The following is a 16,487-nucleotide window of genomic DNA, read 5'->3' as shown; positions in this document are numbered from 1 at the left end:
TTTAGTGCTGCATCCGCGAAGGCGGCAGCAGCTTGTTGCGAAGCCCACGCAGCTTGATCGCGAACCAGTACGTGATACACATCGGGGCGACCCTAAGCAGGACGGGATCGCGCGAGCGTCTTGCGGTGCGGCAAAGGTTGACATAATGGCGCTGGTACAGCTTTTGCCCGATGCGCGGGCGCCAGTCTTTGAGCACGCGAAAGCAGTCATCATGATGACGGTGGCGACGGGGCTGCTCCCAGTCCACGTGAACGGTAATGTCTTGCTTGAACGTTGTCTTGTAGCTGCGAGCGAAGCGGGCCTTGAAATCGTAATCTTGGTGTCTGCACAGGCTGACATCCCACATGATGTCCAATGCCGTGTCCGTGCGGACGAGGAGTGATGGTGTGGGGGCCGCTTGGTAATTGAGGCAGTAAGCTTCCATCGATCCGTATGGATGCCAATCGCCGGCGACACGCTGCTCTATCCTGGCGTTTGGGTGGTGGACCGTCATGCCCGAGTAAATGAGATCCGCATTATCACGTGCGAGAATTGAGAGAGAACTGCGGAGATGGGCGGGGCACCACCAATCGTCGGCGTCGAGATAGGCGACATATGGGGTCTTGGCGAGGGCGGTCCCAAGGTTTCTCGCGACGTTGGCATTGCGGCAGCCGGGCACGTAGAGAAAACGTACGGGCTGATTCGCGTATTGTTGTGCAGTCTCGGTCAGCAGGGCGTGTGAAACCCGGTTGTTTGCGAGAACGAAGACTGCCTGCGGCCGCAGGTCTTGGCTGAGGGCCGAACCGATGGCGCGGGTTATCGCGACCGCCGGTGTACCCCAAGGAATCACCACGCTCACGCTGAGATTTGGCTCGTCGTCTAGGGTCGCCACCGTACGGATAGCCTCTAACGGGGTTGCTGCCGGGGATTGAATCCGCCGGTATGGCCTGGATTGTCGGCGGTCGGGCCAAGTTTCATTGCGCGAATGGCCTCGAAAAAGCATCGCTGCGAGCGCAAGCTTGCTGAAATGCCGGAAACGTGGCGCATTTTAGGGGCATCTCGGATAAAGGTGGGCAGCCGGGGCATTGGCCCGTTTACCGCAAGGTTAGGATCGCCAAATGTCGTAGCGGCTATCACGGTGGTCGGAGTCGTGATCAAGACGCTCCGGGTTTGCGGTGCGCCGGGTACTACTCACAATATCCAGCGGGCGACGCTGTGAGCGAGTGCGCGGGTCGTGGTCCACTTGCCGCCGAACACCGTGATCAGGCGGTCGTGTCGCTCCAGTGTGTAATCCCGTGACAGCTTGCTGGGGTGTGCCGCGGAGCGCACCAGCGGCCGTACCCCAGCAAACGAGGCCGCGATGTCTGCGACCGACTTGGCGCGACGAAAGTGGGCATTGTAAGCGGTGAGGAGGTAGTGCGCCTCACTTTCGTGGCAGGCGGGGGGCCAATCTTGGGCGTTGTGGCGCTCTTCGGTGGTGCCCACCAGTGTTCGGCCTTGGTACGGGATGACGAAGAAGACGCGGCTGTCCTGCGGAGCTTGCAGGCAGTAGCCATGGTCAAGGGGTTCGTCGAACAGAATGTGACTGCCCCGAATGAGCTCGAGCCGGCAGCGTGATCGCAGGCCGCTTTGCTGGAGGAGCGCTTCGGCCCAGGGGCCGGCGACGTTGATCACGCGGTCGAAGTGCCTGGTCTCGCCGTTGAAGGTCACCATGCCGCTGGTGGATACCCTAGACACAGCGGCGCCTTCCAGCAGGCGGGCGCCGGCCTGACGGGCTTGGTCGGCGACCCAGAGCCCAAGTGCGAGATCGTCCATCTGGCCATCGAAGAAGCGGAAGCCGCCACGCAAGCCGGCAGGCCGAAGCTCTGGTGCTTGGGCGATGAAGCCGGCTCGGTCCAGTCGCGCATGTGGTGCGATGTTGGTCTTTCCGGCGAGCCGGTCGTAGAGCCAGAGTCCGGTCCGAATGCGCCATGCCGCGCGCGCGCTGGCGGCGTAGACAGGCAGGTATAGGGCTAAGGGCTGCGTCAGTGAAGGTACCTGCGCCAGCCACCACGCGCGCTCGCGTAGGGCTTCTCGCACCAGGCGGATCTGCCCGGTTTCGAGATAGCGCAGCCCGCCGTGCAGCAGCTTGGTGGAGGCGCTGCTGGTTTGGGACATGAGTTGGTCGCGCTCGAACAACGTGACCTGATGAGCCTGTTCCGCCAGCACCCAGGCGATGCAGAGGCCGTTGATGCCGCCGCCGACGATGGCGATCTCGAGGCTGGTGTCGGGCATGGTCTTGGGCGCTGGGGCTGCGTTCCGGCGGCGGCGCTTGGGCCGCCGCCGGCTATTAGCGGTGCATCTCGCGCCGGCGCTCCTAAGGGATTGGGCGGAGTGCGTTGACGATACGGGCCTGGTCGTTGGCGCCGAGGTCGGCGTGCATCGGCAGGCTCATGACCTGCTGGGAGATCCCGGCGGCGATGGGGGTGCAGTCTGGGCAGCAGAGATGGGCGTAGGCGGGCTGCTGGTTCAGCGGGATCGGATAGTGCACGGCGGTCGGGATGCCAGCGGCGTGCAGGCGTTCTTGGACGGCGGGCCGATCCTGCACCAGCAGGGTGTATTGGGCGAAGACGCTGGTGCGGTCGTCGGTGGGCCAGGGCAGCGGCATGATGGGAGCGTCGGCGGCGCCGGCTGCGCTTGCGCTCGTCGCTGGGGTGTCTTGGCGCGCAGTGATCAAATCGTGATAACGCCGGGCGACGGCTTGGCGCTGTCCGACCTCGTGGTCGAAGCGCTGGAGCTTGGCAAGCACGATGGCGGCCTGCAGGGTGTCCATGCGGCCGCCGACACCGATGCGGGTGTGAACGTAGCGTTTGCTCTGGCCGTGGACGCGGATCTCGCGGCAGGCCTGGGCGAGGGCGTCGTCACTGGTGAAGATGGCGCCACCGTCGCCATAGCAGCCGAGCGGCTTGCTCGGGAAGAAGCTGGTGCAGCCGAAGGTGCTCAGGTTGCAGCTTCGTTTGCCCTTGTACATGGCGCCGAAGCTCTGCGCGGCGTCTTCGATGACGGGCAGGTTGCCGTGCCGCGCGGCGATGGCGTTGATGGCGTCCATGTCGGCGGGTTGGCCGTAGAGGCTGACGGGCATGATGGCCTTGGTGCGCGCGGTGATCTTTGCCTCGATCAGGGCGGCGTCAATGTTGCAGGTGTCGGGCTCGATATCGACGAACACGGGCGTCGCACCGAGCAGCACGATGACCTCCGCGGTCGCAACGAAGGTAAATGGCGTGGTGATGACCTCGTCGCCTGGGCCGATGCCGAGTGCCATGAGGCTGATGAGCAGGGCGTCGGTGCCGCTTGAGACGCTGATGCAGTGCTGGGCGCCGGTGAAGGTCGCGAGGCGTCGTTCGAGCTCGCCCACCTCGGGACCAAGGATGTATTGGCCGTGGTGGAGGACGCGGTGGATACCGCTCTCCAGCGAGGGACGAATACTGTCCTGCTGGGCGTTTAAGTCGACGAACGCGATGGAATTGGCAACTGCCTGCTTGCTGCTGTCAATAAAACATTCCGGCGTCGTCGCCCGTTCGCCTGCGCGTTCGAGCATCGGTTTGTCACGGGTAAGAACTGTCGCAGAACCAGAAGGGAATCGATCCAGAGCGCGGATGATCTGTTCATCTTCAGGATCATGACTGCCAAACACATCACCTTCGCTTGCTAGAGCGGCCAACCATTGAAATTCGGCCGTGTGTTGCTGCAATAAAAACCGCGCCCTTGCTCTGGACAGTGCTCTTGAAATAGGGCTGCCTTTATACTCAGCCTGACGAAATAATTCATCGGCAACGACGTATTCCAGGGTTTGAATTGACCCAACATAGACCCAGCATGTCGATCCTATATTTCTCGCCAATGCCACTGAGAACCGACTATTTGCTGATCCAGCCCGATCGACACACAAATCCACAACAACATTGACATCCAACAATACATGTCTCATGCAGGTCGCCCTTGCTCGCGTCGGAGGGCATTGCGAAGCTCAAATGCCCGTGTGCGCTGCTCTTGCTCTCCGGAGTCTTTTTCATTCACGCACGCGGGCAGCGGCATTTTTGATGCCATCTCATTGATCGCCTGCATTCGGGCAACTTCGCGGCGGATTTCTTCGGGAAACGCATTAAGATCGTAGGTTGGAAGCGTCTCTGCCGTGTCGGTCACGATGTCTTCATCGGGGACTTCCACCAGCAGGGTTAAGCGATCACGCTTGAGTTGTATGGGGCGGGTAAACTCGAGTCGCCCGTTTTCATAAATTGCTTTTACTTGCACTGGTTTAACTCTCGTGAAAAATGAGCTTGGTAACGTTTTCTCCTGCACCCATCCGTGATATTCGTGGCTAATACTCCAACGGCAGTGAGATGGTACCGCCGTCACGCGCCGAGAGATAGGCGGCGATGAGCAGTTCGAGGGACTTGAGCCCTTCGCGGCCGTCGGTCTCGGGCTCGGCCTGGCCACGGAGGCTGTCAATGACGTTCTTGTAGTACAGCGGATGGCCAAAGCCGTAGACGCTAGTGGTCTCGTAGTTGGCGGACTTGACCTCTGTGTCGTAGTCGCGCGGCTCGGCAAAGTCCCAGAGCTGGATGTCGTTGACCGCGACGCCGCCCACGCGCACGCTGCCGGTCTCGCCGAGGATGGTGATAGAGCCTTCCAAGTTCTTGGGGTAGGTCAGCATGGTCACGCTCATGGAGCCGAGCGCGCCGTTGCGCCAGCGCACGTTGAGCACGCCGGTGTCTTCGACCTCGATGTCGCGGGCGGTGCTGACCATGGCCTGCACCTTCTCGACCGGGCCGATGAGCCAGTCCAGCAGGTCTACATAGTGGCTGGCTTGGTTCATGAAGGCGCCGCCGTCGAACTCCCAGGTGCCGCGCCAGCGGGCTTGATCATAGTAGGCCTGCGGCCGGGTCCAGAAGACGTTGAGGTGCACCAGGTGGATCCGGCCGAAGCGCTTCTCCTCCACTGCGCGCTTGAGCAGTTGCAGGGTGGCATTGCGTCGGTTCTGCTTGACCACGAAGAGGTGGACGCCGGCCTCGTCGCAGGCCTTGACCATGTGCACGCCATCCTGCCAGCGGGTGGCCATGGGCTTCTCCGTCATCACGTGCACGCCGTGCGCAGCCGCGGTGATGGTCTGCTCGGGATGGAGGCCGCTGGGGGTACAGAGCGCGACCAGATCGGGCTCAGCCGTGCGCAGCAACTCCGCCAGGTGCCGGTAGCCGCGCACGCCATAGCGGTCGGTGTGCTCGGCTAGTGCGGCGGGGTTGGTGTCGCAGACGGCGGCAAGCTCCAGGTCTTCGGCGTGCCGCTCGATGGCGCCGAAGTGGTTCTTGGCGATGCGCCCGCAACCGACGACGGCAATGCGGATCTTGCGCTGCGTGATGGGCTCGGGCATGGGCGTGGTCAGGCCTCGATCGGGTGTTGGCGGGCTTCTGAATACCCGCCGCGGGCGTAGATGATCAACGTTGGCTGCGTTCCGATCAAGTCGCTGCGCAGGGCGGGTGCGCCGCTGCCGAATGCCCGGCACCCGACGGGGCTGCGCAGCCGCCGGGACTATCGATCCAGCGGTTGCACGGCGCCGTCGGTGCAGCGATAGCGCTGCCCGGTGACGGGGCAGGCCGCCTCTGCGCTGCCCGAAAGGGGCAGATCGAGCCGCTCGCCATGCCGACTCATCCAGCCGATGTGACGCGCCGGTACGCCGGCCATGAGGGCATAGGGCTTGACGTCGCGGGTGATTACAGCGCCGGCCGCGATGAACGCAAATTCGCCGAGCGTGACACCACAGACGATGGTTGCGTTGGCGCCGATGGTGGCGCCGCGCTTCACCAGGGTGCGGCGATATTCATCTTTCCGCGTCACCGCCGAGCGTGGGTTGTAGACATTGGTGAACACCATGCTCGGGCCGCAGAAGACATCGTCCTCCAACGTGACGGCGTCATAGATGCTGACGTTGTTTTGCACCTTGCAGTTGTCGCCGATCAGCACGTCGTTGCCGACGAAGACGTTCTGCCCGAACGAGCAATCAGCGCCGATGCGAGCACCGCCGCAGATGTGGACCCAGTGCCAAATGCGGGTGCCGGCGCCGATCTGCGCGCCGGCGTCGATGATGGCTGTGTCATGTGCCGTGAATTCCACGGGTGCATGTCTCCGAAAAATGGAAAAACTGGAGAGCGTCAGCTGCTGAGAAGGCGGACAATCTCCGCTGCTGCGGTACCGGTTCCAAAGAGCTCCCTATCCCAGCAACGTGCTGCGGATACGAAACTCTTGAATGCCGCGACGATCCGTTCCCGGTCCGCGCCAACAAGACAATTGTAGCCGTATTCTACCAACTCTCCCCATTCGGTCTCATCGCGCAGCGTTATGCAGGGCGTGCGAAAGAAAAACGCTTCCTTCTGAACTCCGCCGGAATCCGTCACAACGGCCTTCGCGTGCTTCTCCAAGATGGTCATGTCGCGGTAACCGACGGGTTCAATCACCAGTAGCGACTGACGCACGGCCTCAAGGAGCCCGAGTCGCTCGATCGCTCTGCGAGTGCGAGGATGGAGGGGAAACACTACGGGTAGCAGCTCGGAGAGATCCGTCAAACCACCAATAATGCTGGAGAGTCGGTCGACGCAGTCGGTGTTCTCTGCGCGGTGCACTGTGGCGAGAATGAAGCCTTCACTGCGCAAGCCCAGCTTATCGAGTAGCAGCAGACTATGCGACTCACCCCGCCCAGCGTAGTACAGAGCCGCGTCGAACATTACATCGCCGACTTGGTGGATCGCCGCCGCCGGTATTCCCTCGTGGATAAGTTGACGTGTCGCGCCTACCGTGGGCGCAAAAAGAAGATCCGAGATGTGGTCTGTTATGATGCGATTGATCTCCTCAGGCATTACTCGATTAAACGAACGCAGGCCAGCCTCGACGTGCGCGACGGGTATTCGCAGTTTCGCGGCCGCAAGGGCGCCAGCTAGGGTCGAATTGGTGTCGCCGTAAACAAGAACACGATCCGGGCTCTCCTTCAAGAGAACGTCCTCTATACGGATTAGCATCTCGCCCGTCTGGCGGCCCTGACTTGCAGAGCCGACGCCGAGGTTGTAGTGGGGCGTCGGGATGTCGAGCTCGCTGAAGAAAACGTCCGACATGCCGTAGTCATAGTGCTGTCCGGTGTGGACTAGACGCTCGGCAATGTCGGTACGTTCTTTGATTAGCCTAGAGACCGTAGCCGCCTTGACGAACTGTGGACGCGCTCCGACAATAGTCAGTATCTTGAGTGACATAGGCTAGCTCCAACAAAAAGCACAGTGGGCGTTAGGATCTGCCAATCAAGCAACCTCTGAGTTGCGATCGGGGCGGCGGGCTTGTGGTCCGTTCGTCGGATCGCTTCACAGATCAAATCATAGCCTGGCGCGAAAATTGTGTCACAGGGTTGCGAGTCGAGTGATGCGTCATGATTGGCCTGCCCCGCCGTTCCAGCAATGCAAGTAGCTCTGCATGACAGTCCGACGAGTAAACGCCGCGCCGACCTCGATGGCCTGTTGAGTCGCCGCTTCCCACGCAGGCCGCGCTGCAAGTTCCTTCGCTGAGACATTAAACGTTTTCTTGATCGGGTCATACACGAAGCCGCACTTGTGCTCGCGCACGAAATCGGCCAGTTCTGCAAGCTCGTTGCTGACTATCAACGGTACGCCGCGGGAGAGCGCTTCTGATGCCTTGGTCGAAAAGAGGTTGCATCGTAGCTGAAATCTGTGAAAGTAGCTGCGCTGCTCTGACCGAGATAGTCCGGGTACGATCAAGGCGAGAAGCCCATCGTAATAAGCGTGCATTTCGGAATAGGGCCAGGTTTCGCAAGAGAACTCTGCGAATTGGGGGCGTGCTGCGGTCGCGAAGTGTCCGACCGTGTCGGGAATTGCTCTGCATATCTCCGCCAGCAGTGCGGGGCTGTGCCAGGGTTCTACACTCCCGGAAAAGCCGAGCGCGCGGCGCTGCCACCGCCGGTCGAAATCGACCGTCCAATCGGGGTCACGGTCGAATCCTTGAATCCTGATCAGATCCACTGTGATTCCGCTTTCCTGTCGGATGCGGTCAGCAGCAAACTGTACCGGCAAGAATGCATAGTCCGAATCCTCAAGCAGTTTCAGCTCCCATTCTTTGAGGGAGGCAAAGAGTAGTCGTCCGAGAAGCGGCTTCTGCATTGCGACTTCCTCTGGAAAGATGCTGCGCATGTCGAATGAAACCGGAATCTTATGGTTCTTCGCCGCATTCCGGATACGAAGCGCCAAGTCGGTCGCAAAATAGCTTCGCGCATGAAGAATGACGGGGGCGGACAGATCGTGCTCGTGTCGCAAGCTTTTGTACGCGCTGCCGGCGGCGGCGCCTAGAAAGAGCCGACGGAAAACGGGGAGCAGCAACAACGTGCGCGGTGCGGGGGGAAGCCAGACGATAGAAAGCGGGATGCTGGACTCGGCGCAACGCCTTTTGACCTGTTTGAGGTCGGCGTTGCGCTTGCGGATAGCGGCCGGGTTGAGCGTGACAGGGATCCCGGCGATCCAGGAAACCAGCACGCCCTCCCGCCTCAGGGCAATCGCCGTTTCAAGTACCTGCGAGGCCATGAGTCCTCGCGGCGCAGGTATGGCGGGCGCCGTCACGAATACAACTCGAAAGGGGAGGGTTGTCATGTTCTTAGCGGCCATCTGGAGGACAGGCATCGGACCGGACGGCTTGGTTTGGATAACAGTCGTTCTCAGCCGGATTGCAGCGGAACTGGCACGTGACCGCACCTCGACGCCGACATCCGCATTGCATCACTTTCGCGATGCTCTGGGCTTGCCGGTTTGTGCCGCGCCTATGATGGCCTCTGCCAGGAGTGGATAGCCGCTGCGCAAACTGTATTGCTGCGCAACCGTCGCGCGCCCAGTGATGGAAAATTGCTTACGCAGGTGTTCATGCTCGAGCAGCAGACGCAGCTTCTGTTCCCATTCGGAGATGTCCGTTGCGAGAAAGCCGTTCTCGCCATCGGCAACGATTGTAGTATTGACGCCGACGCGGGACGCGACCGTAGGGATTGCGCATGCCATGTACTGTAACAGTTTGAACCCGCATTTTCCTCGCTCCCATGGACCGTCACGTAGCGGCATGATGCCGATGTCAAAGGCGCGCAGCGCTTCCAGTTCACCGTCTGTGGTCCACCGTGTCCAGCGATAGGTTACACCCGGCAACTTCGGTGGACGGGGGAGCGGGTTACAAACTATTGAGAGGCCAACTTGATAATCCTGCTGCAAGCGGCGAATGACGGGCGCCAACTCTTCCAGGTATGCAAGATTGCCTGACGTACCGATCCAGCCTATCACTAGGGGCGTCCTCGCCGCTACGGTCTCTGGCGCGGGTGTGTAGTGGTCCGTGTCGACGACCGTTGGTACCACCCTGACGCGAGAGTTGAATTGCCGAGCGTAAGTCGCGAGGTACTCGTTGCCTGCGACGACGCATGATACTGCGCTGATAATGCGCGCGGTGCTGTTTTTGTATTCAAACAAGCGATAAAGCCATGAAGCGCGTGCGTTATCCGACGCATGATGGTAGACAAACACGGCATCGTCGAAGTCGAAAATGGAATGCCGGGTGAACTTGACAAAAGCAAGTTCGAGTAGTGGGTAGAAGCGACCCGGGAATAGCGGCTTCTGGATATAGACTACGTCGTAGAAAGGGGTGCGTACGAGGTCTCGTATCCTGGTGAGAAACATCAGCGCAAGTCCGACAGGAATTGCCATTGCGCCAAGAGCCCGGTGCTTCTTGAAAAAAGGGCGGTCATAGAAATACTTTGCAGGTAGCGAGGCGGAAATACGAAAACTTAGGCGAGCATCGGCGGTGAGCTGTGGCGCGTATGCATAAACGCGGAAGCGGCTGCTTGGGGCAAGTCCGCGCACAGGCTCTCCTGCGACGAGAAAGAGCACACGAATGGATTTCTGGGTAGGCAGCATATGGTTGTGAGATTTTGTGCGGAAGTGCGGCCGCGTCGTCGGAGTCGATTCGTGTTGTGCCTGCTGCGCCATAGTGTCGTTACGCGGGTCCCGGTGTGGAGTTGGCGCTGCGTGGTTGGACCGTTGGTCCTTCCGGTGCGCCAGCAGCAGCAAGAAGGCTGGAACGGCGATCTTTTATTGCCTTGTCAGACTGTCTGCAATAGAAGCGAAGCGTTGCGAACTGCGCTAGCACTGGGCGCAGGCGTAGGGGTCCGTGTTGTGGCTTCAGCGGACACTGCTGGCCGAGAGGGGCTGTGTTGAGGCGGGCGCTGACGCCAAGGCAATATACTCGCCGACCATGCGGTCGAGCGAGAAGCGGCTTACGGCGCTCTGCCGTGCGGCGCTGACCATGCTTTTCCAAAGATTCTCGTCGGCGGCAAGCCTATTGGCGGCCGCTGCGAAGGCGGCGACATCATCTACCGGGCAGAGCATGCCGGTCCGGAGGTGATCGACGGCCTCCGGCAGTGATGACGTGTTCGCCGCGATGACCGGGGTGCCGCAGGCGAGCGCCTCCATAACCGTGCGGGCCAGTCCTTCCAGGCGGCTTGGAAAGAGCAGGGCATCGGCGCCGCGGTAGGCCTCGCGGACCTCTTCTAGGGACAGCTTGCCCAGACAGCGCATATTGGCGGGCAGATTGTCGTACGCGGTGCCGAGCCTGCCGCTCGTAAAGGCGAGCTCGAAACCCTGGCCGAGCCGGCGCATGATCTCGATGATCAGGTCGGCGCCCTTGCGGCGAGTGAAGTTGCCGACGAACAGCATGCGGAAGGGGCGGGCCGCCCTATCGTCGAGTCGTGCATCGTGCGGGGCCGGGGTGAAGAAGGTCGTGTCGACGGCGTTTAGGATGGTTTGCGGCCGCGCGACACGCAGGTTTTTGGCGACGGCCTCTGCGGTGTAATCGCTCACGGCAACGCAGACATCCGCCGTTGCGATGCTGCGGCGCAGGAAATGACGCACGAGCGTCTGGTGGAAGATGGTCTGTGCGAGGCTTCGGTAGGGGCCGTAGGCGGGGTCGAGCACGAACAGCCGTTCCACCGTGATGTTGACTAAGCCCCTGCGGTGGAATGCAAAGCCGTTCCAGCTATTGGAAATAATCACGTCGGTGCCGGCGGGCGGGCGCGCCGCTCGCAGCAGCCATGGCGCGTACTGATACTTGTGCGCATAGGCCTGTGCCGTGGCGTCATGACCGGCTTGGCGCAGCCCCTGCGCGAGAAACGCGATGGAGACGTCCGCGCCGCTGCCGCCGCGTGTGTAAGGTAGCCAGAATTTCATGACCCGACGTGGATCGCAGAAACAGCGTCATCGCGCAAACGCCGCGCCCTGCCGGGAATCCCCGGCCCGCAGTTCGGACTTGCCCAATGGCGTTGATGTTGCGCAACGTCCCTGGATTGGCCTGGGTGGTAGCGTTTCCGCCGCGAGCTCAACGCGGCCAGGCAAGGCACAAGGCGTGCTTGAGCACGTGGAAAGCTGTTTTGGTAAAGGCGCAGATGCTGGACCCGTTGCGCTTTGCCGCAGAAGCGGCGCGCCGAGCTCGACGGCTTGCCATGATCGTCTTCATTGATCATTACAGCGTATCGTGCGGCTGGCGGTGGCTTATTACTTCGTGGCCGAGAATACCATTTGGTGCGCATGCTTCGCATCAACCCGCTCTAATATAGGCTGCAGAAAACGCGGGAACGGGTAAACGCCGAACCCGCGGCCCGCTACCGACCGGAACCCGGTCGAGATGAGAAACTGCCGCAGTTCCACGTAACTGAAAACGATGAGGTGCCTGTGCAGTGGCGTGTCGCCTTCAATTGCACCATGATCCTTGAGCGACGTGAGCTTGCGGGAACGGAGCATATCGCTCGAATCCGGGTGGGGCCCGGATGAGGGCATACGTCCGGCAAGGATAAGTGCAGCAGTGAAATAGGTTGCAATATTGGGTGTCAAAAGAACGAGCTTCCCGTCGGGCTTCAGTACGCGATAGCATTCGTGCACAAAATGACAGGGATACAACAGGTGCTCCAATACTGATAGGCCCACGACCGCGGAGAACGTGTTCTCCGCGAAAGGCAGAGGCTTGTTGAGGTCAGCTTGCTCAACACTAAGCCCTTTGCTCTGCGCCGATTCGACACTGGCGCTGTCCCATTCCAGTCCACGGTAGTTTCGAGCCGTCAGATCGAAGTGCTTGCGCAGCTTGGCAAAGGTATTTCCTGATCCAGCGCCGCAGTCGAGCAGTAAGGCATCTTCATGCATGACTTCTGCTAGTGACTGGTAGGCGGTCGCATAGGCTTCCGTCATTGTTCTTGTGTATAGACTTTTCAAGTAATTCTTGAACGCTGGCATTGGTCAGTTTCCTTGGGCCTGGGGGGTATACGAAAAGCCTGGGAAGCGCGGAGTTTGGTTCTTGCTGTAATCGGCTGCTTGGCCGGGAGGTTCCGCGCTTAGCTGCCGCCTGGCCAATTGCATATTATCCATTGCGCTCGCGGTGCGCGATATCGGCAGAAGCGTGACGGCGCTTGGTATTGAGGTCGATCGCGGTCATGAGGGCGTCTGTCAGCCGGCTGCGGTGGGGCTTGAGGCGCGGGTATCCGCTGACTGGGTGTTCGCAGCGAGCGAGCAGAAAAGGGCCTAGAACTGTTCTGCGCCGGTCCTCGCGGGAGAGGCTGGACGCGAGGCTGGACGGAAGTCGACGTTCGACATGCCAGGGATCATGAGATGCGCAGGTCATTGCGGCAGAGCAAAAAAGTTTGTGGATCGCGGAGCGTCGGCAAGCTCCGACATGACATCGCTTTCAGGGTCATAGACCATCGCGCTGTAGCCGGCTTGGCTGAGTATTGCGTGACATTCGTCGTACGAGCTGGATCGTTCGATGAGCAGAAGGGGCCGATGCTGTATGAGCGTCTCGCGCATACCTTGCAGTACTCTGGGCTCGGCTCCTTCGACGTCGATTTTGATGATTTGCGGAGCGAGATTGAGGCTGTCGAACGGGCGTAGCTGGATTCGTATTTCAGCAACCGTCAGGCGTCGGTGGTATTGGGGCTGAATGTGGGCGATGAGCTCCGAGACGACGGACTCGTGCGTTGATGCCCTCGCCAGCAATGGCAAGTCACCCAGTTTGGGAACATAGAGCGTCGCGACAGCCTCCTGGTCGGACAACCCGAACATGCTGTAGCTGTAACGCTTGCCGAGCAGGCGCTTCGCGAAACGCAAGGATGGCTCAAGCTGAGTGTACGGCTCGAAGCTGTGAATTCGGTATGTGCTGTTGAACAGGGCGAAGGAGATGGCGCTTTGGCCGCTGTTCGCGCCGACATCTATGAACAGGCCTTCTTGCCCATTCAGCCGGCGAAAGTATTTGAAGTCCTGCTCATGGGCGCGACGTGAGACATACATCGCGAGCAACTGGGCACGGCGGACGTGATGATACGCGGACTCCGTCGTGATCAGTCGGCGCGCGATCCGGGTGCTGAGAGAGCCCTTACTGCTGGAAGACATTTTGTGGCAACTGTGCGATGTGGGTCGGTGGTTGCTCAGGCCGAGACGTCGATCGATGCGATGTCTTCCTGGTACACACGGACGGTTTCGGAGGCTACGCGGTGCCAAGAGTAGCGAGCCGCGACGGCTGCGATAGCGGTTTCTGCGTACTCGGCGCGGTGCGCCGGGGACCAAGCCTGAATGGCGCTGATGCGCTGCTGCCACTCTGACACATCGTTTTCGGAAACAAGGAAGCCGGTCTTGCCATCGACGATGGCGTCCGTGATTCCCTCGATGTTTGAGGCAATGATGGGGATTCCATCCCGAGCGGCTTCCAGCGCCGCGATGCCGAACCCTTCGACATCGGTCTGATCGCGGCTGCTGCGGTTTGGCATGACTACTGCCAGACATCCAGCGCGCTCGCGATCCAGGCCGGGCTGATCAAGATAGCCGAGTAACTGGACGCGCGGGTTCGCTTGCAGTGCGCTTGTCTCTTTTTGATCCCATGGCTTGCCGACGATATGGAGGGTCAGTGGCGGCGGCAGTTGCGGCAGTACCTGGCTCGCAAACCAGGCGGCGCCCTTGCGAGGGACTAGCCGGCCAACGAACAGGATGTACGCAGGCTCCTTAGGTGGGGACAGCCGCGGCGGAGCATGACGGAGGCGCACGCCCAAAGGCACGGCAGTTACCGGCGCTAAGCCGGTTTCCTGTGCGATGCGGGCGGTGTTGCGACTGTTCGCGATATAGCAATCGACTGCGCGGCTGCTGCGGTGGCATGCCCAGTTCAAGAAGCGGCGGTACAGGGCCGGGCCCAAACCGCGGCGATGACCATAGAGCAGATCCAGGCCGTGAACGGTAATCACGCGCCGAGCCTTGCGGTGGCGCTGCGCATGCAACCAAGCCAGCGGAAAGAGCACGAGATCGCCGAAGTGAACGACGTCGTAGCGACCGCCGCGCAGGAGCAGACTGGCCGCTGTGGAGACAATGAAATACAGCAAGCTGCCAAGATGCGGTGGATAACCGTTGGCTCGGCCCGGTAGAACGCGCTTGCTCAAGGTGACGAGCTGTGACAACTCCGCGCAGAGCTCGGCACTGTAGGTTTCCATGCCTCCAACCGCGGGCGGCCATTTGCGGCTGACGAAGAGCACGCGAAGCGGCAGTTGCGGGTTGGTGGTTTGGTCCATGTGCGGGGGGCTCGTCAGTCTGCGGCTTAGTCAAACCACATTGGTCAGGAAGCGCAGCCTTTCGCGGATCGCCGGCGGGATGGTCACAGCAGCACGCCCTCGTCCAGCGCGATGTCGTGAATCGGCAACCGGCGGAGGTTTGGTGCAAGCAGCACGATATCCACTTGGCGGCCGTGCATGGCGCGCGAGATGCGGGCCGAGAGACCGGCGGCAAGTTGTGCCGGGTGCTCGACGGCCTCGGGCAGTTCCACGAGCAGATCCAGGTCGCCGCCGCGGGCGTCGTCGCGCACGCGCGAGCCGAAGACGCGGACCCGTGCAGTCGGCCCCGCGATGCTGCCGACGCTGTCGCGGATCGCCTGGATGTGTTCTTGACTAAGGCGCATCGTGGTTACGGAGAAGATGGGTCCGCACCGTCCTCGGCCCGCCTGTGCACCGCGTCGGAGCCCAGGGTGGCGTCGCTGCCGAAATGATCCAGCTCGAGTCTGCGGACACGTTCGAGCGTCATTTCCAGCAATTGCCGATTGAATGAGATGAGGTCGGCGACCAGGCCGATCATGAACGTGATGAAACCGAGGATGACCAGCACGCTGCCGAGCAGCAGGGACTGGATGTGGCCCGCGCCGGTGCCGACAAAGTAAAAGAACAAAAACCGGATGATCGGCAGGGCGCCGATGAGGGTCAGCGCCGCACCGAGTATGAAAAACACCCGCAGCGGCTGGTACATGGCGTACATGCGTACCATGGTGCCGAGGGAGTTCTGGACGAAGTGCGGGATGCTCTTGAAGAGGCGCGAGTCGCGGGTCTTGGGGTTGGTGCGGATCGGTACGGAGTCAACATAAAGCTGGCGTTTGCCGGCCTGGATGACGGTTTCGATGGTGTAGCTGAAGCTGGACACCACGTTGAGGCGGATGGCGGCTTCGCGCGAGAAGGCGCGGAAACCGCTGACCGTGTCCGGTACCCAGATGCCGGCGAGCTTGCGCACGACGCCGCTGCCGAGATGTTGCAGGAACTTCTTGAGCGGCGAGAAGTGCGGGATTTTGTCGGTCTCGCGGTCGCCGATGACCATGTCGGCGCGGCCTTCGAGGATGGGCTGCACCAGCTTGGGGATGTCGGCGCCGGCGTACTGGTTGTCGCCGTCGGTGTTGACGATGATGTCGGCGCCACGCACGAGGCAGGCGTCGAGCCCTTTGCGGAAGCTGCGGGCGAGGCCGACGTTGCGCTTGTTGCGGATGACGTGGTCGACGCCGATCTCGCGGGCGACGTCGACGGTGCGGTCGCGGCTGCCGTCGTCGATGACGAGGATCTCGACCGTGTCGATGCCGTCGATCTGCCGCGGGATGTCGGCGACCGTTTCCGGCAGCGTCTGCTCTTCGTTGAAGCAGGGGATTTGAACGATGAGCTTCACGGTGCGGGTCTGCGCGGTGGGTTCGGCGGCGTGGGGGATGCGCGGCGGGGATTATAGCCGTTCTGGCGGTTGGGCTGGGGGCGAGACTTCGACGCGGAGGGGCGAGGGCCGAGGGCCGAGGAGGGCTGCGACCGGTGCGCGGGGCCGCGGAGCGGAGTATCTACGGAGCTAAGCCTGCCGGTCAGCGCTCGCGGAGCGCTTGCACCGCCGTTTCCGACAAGCCCGACGCTGCGGCAATCTGCTCGTCGGTCAACAGGTTCATTGCGATGAGGTTGCGTGCTGTCTCGTTGCGGGCTTCCTCGCGGCCTTCCTTGCGGCCTTCCTTGCGGCCTTCCTCGCGGCCTTCCTTGCGGCCTTCCTTGCGGCCTTCGTCGCGGCCTTCCCGCTTAGCCTCGTTCAAGAAGGACACTTCATCGTGCAAGGCTCGCTCGCGCACGAATGCCAGGCGGCGCGCTT

The 16,487-nt window shown here is 61.3% G+C and carries 15 protein-coding genes and 1 pseudogene; all 16 read right to left on the bottom strand.

What is annotated here, in order from left to right; genetic code table 11:
* Window position 1: 1 nt before the first annotated feature.
* A complete protein-coding gene (locus ML01_RS27820; protein ID WP_162268080.1) occupies window positions 2–838 on the bottom strand; it encodes a glycosyltransferase family 2 protein in 837 nt (278 codons plus the stop codon).
* Between the two features lie 332 nt (window positions 839–1,170).
* Window positions 1,171–2,253: a glycerol-3-phosphate dehydrogenase/oxidase gene (locus ML01_RS22125; RefSeq protein WP_058557568.1), complete on the bottom strand. Its 1,083-nt coding sequence runs from the start codon at window positions 2,251–2,253 to the stop codon at window positions 1,171–1,173.
* An 82-nt stretch (window positions 2,254–2,335) separates the two neighbouring features.
* Complete coding sequence (locus ML01_RS22120; RefSeq protein WP_082674546.1) at window positions 2,336–3,946, bottom strand: DegT/DnrJ/EryC1/StrS aminotransferase family protein; 1,611 nt, start codon at window positions 3,944–3,946, stop codon at window positions 2,336–2,338.
* Window positions 3,943–4,269 carry a hypothetical protein gene (locus tag ML01_RS29180; protein WP_156427912.1) on the bottom strand — a complete coding sequence of 109 codons (327 nt, stop codon included), beginning with the start codon at window positions 4,267–4,269 and terminating at the stop codon, window positions 3,943–3,945. The genes ML01_RS22120 and ML01_RS29180 overlap by 4 nt, the downstream gene beginning before the upstream one ends.
* Window positions 4,270–4,336: 67 nt before the next feature.
* Window positions 4,337–5,386 carry a Gfo/Idh/MocA family protein gene (locus tag ML01_RS22115; RefSeq protein ID WP_058557567.1) on the bottom strand — a complete coding sequence of 350 codons (1,050 nt, stop codon included), beginning with the start codon at window positions 5,384–5,386 and terminating at the stop codon, window positions 4,337–4,339.
* A gap of 158 nt (window positions 5,387–5,544) precedes the next feature.
* On the bottom strand, window positions 5,545–6,126 hold the full coding sequence (locus ML01_RS22110; protein ID WP_058557566.1) for an acyltransferase: 582 nt from the start codon (window positions 6,124–6,126) through the stop codon (window positions 5,545–5,547).
* 38 nt (window positions 6,127–6,164) lie between these two features.
* Window positions 6,165–7,253 carry a non-hydrolyzing UDP-N-acetylglucosamine 2-epimerase gene (wecB, locus tag ML01_RS22105; RefSeq protein ID WP_058557565.1) on the bottom strand — a complete coding sequence of 363 codons (1,089 nt, stop codon included), beginning with the start codon at window positions 7,251–7,253 and terminating at the stop codon, window positions 6,165–6,167.
* A gap of 168 nt (window positions 7,254–7,421) precedes the next feature.
* Window positions 7,422–8,585, bottom strand: coding sequence for a glycosyltransferase (locus ML01_RS22100; protein WP_156427911.1), 1,164 nt, complete (start codon window positions 8,583–8,585; stop codon window positions 7,422–7,424).
* 192 nt (window positions 8,586–8,777) lie between these two features.
* Window positions 8,778–10,022, bottom strand: a complete 1,245-nt coding sequence (locus tag ML01_RS27815; protein WP_082674545.1) for a glycosyltransferase family 4 protein — start codon at window positions 10,020–10,022, stop codon at window positions 8,778–8,780.
* Between the two features lie 192 nt (window positions 10,023–10,214).
* The gene (locus tag ML01_RS22095) at window positions 10,215–11,258 is read right to left on the bottom strand and encodes a glycosyltransferase family 4 protein (RefSeq protein ID WP_058557563.1); all 1,044 of its coding nucleotides are present in this window, start codon (window positions 11,256–11,258) and stop codon (window positions 10,215–10,217) included.
* Window positions 11,259–11,582: 324 nt separating this feature from the next.
* Window positions 11,583–12,314: a class I SAM-dependent methyltransferase gene (locus ML01_RS27810; RefSeq protein WP_082674544.1), complete on the bottom strand. Its 732-nt coding sequence runs from the start codon at window positions 12,312–12,314 to the stop codon at window positions 11,583–11,585.
* A gap of 381 nt (window positions 12,315–12,695) precedes the next feature.
* Window positions 12,696–13,463, bottom strand: coding sequence for an FkbM family methyltransferase (locus ML01_RS22085; protein ID WP_058557561.1), 768 nt, complete (start codon window positions 13,461–13,463; stop codon window positions 12,696–12,698).
* Window positions 13,464–13,498: 35 nt separating this feature from the next.
* Complete coding sequence (locus ML01_RS22080) at window positions 13,499–14,626, bottom strand: glycosyltransferase family 4 protein (RefSeq protein ID WP_058557560.1); 1,128 nt, start codon at window positions 14,624–14,626, stop codon at window positions 13,499–13,501.
* An 83-nt stretch (window positions 14,627–14,709) separates the two neighbouring features.
* The gene (locus ML01_RS22075; RefSeq protein WP_058557559.1) at window positions 14,710–15,009 is read right to left on the bottom strand and encodes a nucleotidyltransferase domain-containing protein; all 300 of its coding nucleotides are present in this window, start codon (window positions 15,007–15,009) and stop codon (window positions 14,710–14,712) included.
* A 5-nt stretch (window positions 15,010–15,014) separates the two neighbouring features.
* Window positions 15,015–16,031, bottom strand: coding sequence for a glycosyltransferase (locus tag ML01_RS22070; protein ID WP_058557558.1), 1,017 nt, complete (start codon window positions 16,029–16,031; stop codon window positions 15,015–15,017).
* A gap of 181 nt (window positions 16,032–16,212) precedes the next feature.
* Window positions 16,213–16,487 (bottom strand): annotated as a pseudogene (locus tag ML01_RS22065) (hypothetical protein); the annotation flags it as partial.

Origin of the sequence: Thiohalocapsa sp. ML1, from assembly GCF_001469165.1 — a bacterium.
Lineage (GTDB): Bacteria > Pseudomonadota > Gammaproteobacteria > Chromatiales > Chromatiaceae > Thiohalocapsa.
Note: the sequence above shows the minus strand (reverse complement) of the source record. Positions and strands in the feature narration are given on the sequence as shown.

What these genes read in the sequence shown, in the direction of transcription:
- ML01_RS22125 (WP_058557568.1), bottom strand. Translation starts at nt 2,253, where the DNA reads ATGCCCGACACCAGCCTCGAGATCGCCATCGTCGGCGGCGGCATCAAC.
- ML01_RS22120 (WP_082674546.1), bottom strand. Translation starts at nt 3,946, where the DNA reads ATGAGACATGTATTGTTGGATGTCAATGTTGTTGTGGATTTGTGTGTC.
- ML01_RS22115 (WP_058557567.1), bottom strand. Translation starts at nt 5,386, where the DNA reads ATGCCCGAGCCCATCACGCAGCGCAAGATCCGCATTGCCGTCGTCGGT.
- wecB (WP_058557565.1), bottom strand. Translation starts at nt 7,253, where the DNA reads ATGTCACTCAAGATACTGACTATTGTCGGAGCGCGTCCACAGTTCGTC.
- ML01_RS22100 (WP_156427911.1), bottom strand. Translation starts at nt 8,585, where the DNA reads ATGGCCTCGCAGGTACTTGAAACGGCGATTGCCCTGAGGCGGGAGGGC.
- ML01_RS27815 (WP_082674545.1), bottom strand. Translation starts at nt 10,022, where the DNA reads ATGGCGCAGCAGGCACAACACGAATCGACTCCGACGACGCGGCCGCAC.
- ML01_RS22095 (WP_058557563.1), bottom strand. Translation starts at nt 11,258, where the DNA reads ATGAAATTCTGGCTACCTTACACACGCGGCGGCAGCGGCGCGGACGTC.
- ML01_RS27810 (WP_082674544.1), bottom strand. Translation starts at nt 12,314, where the DNA reads ATGCCAGCGTTCAAGAATTACTTGAAAAGTCTATACACAAGAACAATG.
- ML01_RS22085 (WP_058557561.1), bottom strand. Translation starts at nt 13,463, where the DNA reads ATGTCTTCCAGCAGTAAGGGCTCTCTCAGCACCCGGATCGCGCGCCGA.
- ML01_RS22080 (WP_058557560.1), bottom strand. Translation starts at nt 14,626, where the DNA reads ATGGACCAAACCACCAACCCGCAACTGCCGCTTCGCGTGCTCTTCGTC.
- ML01_RS22075 (WP_058557559.1), bottom strand. Translation starts at nt 15,009, where the DNA reads ATGCGCCTTAGTCAAGAACACATCCAGGCGATCCGCGACAGCGTCGGC.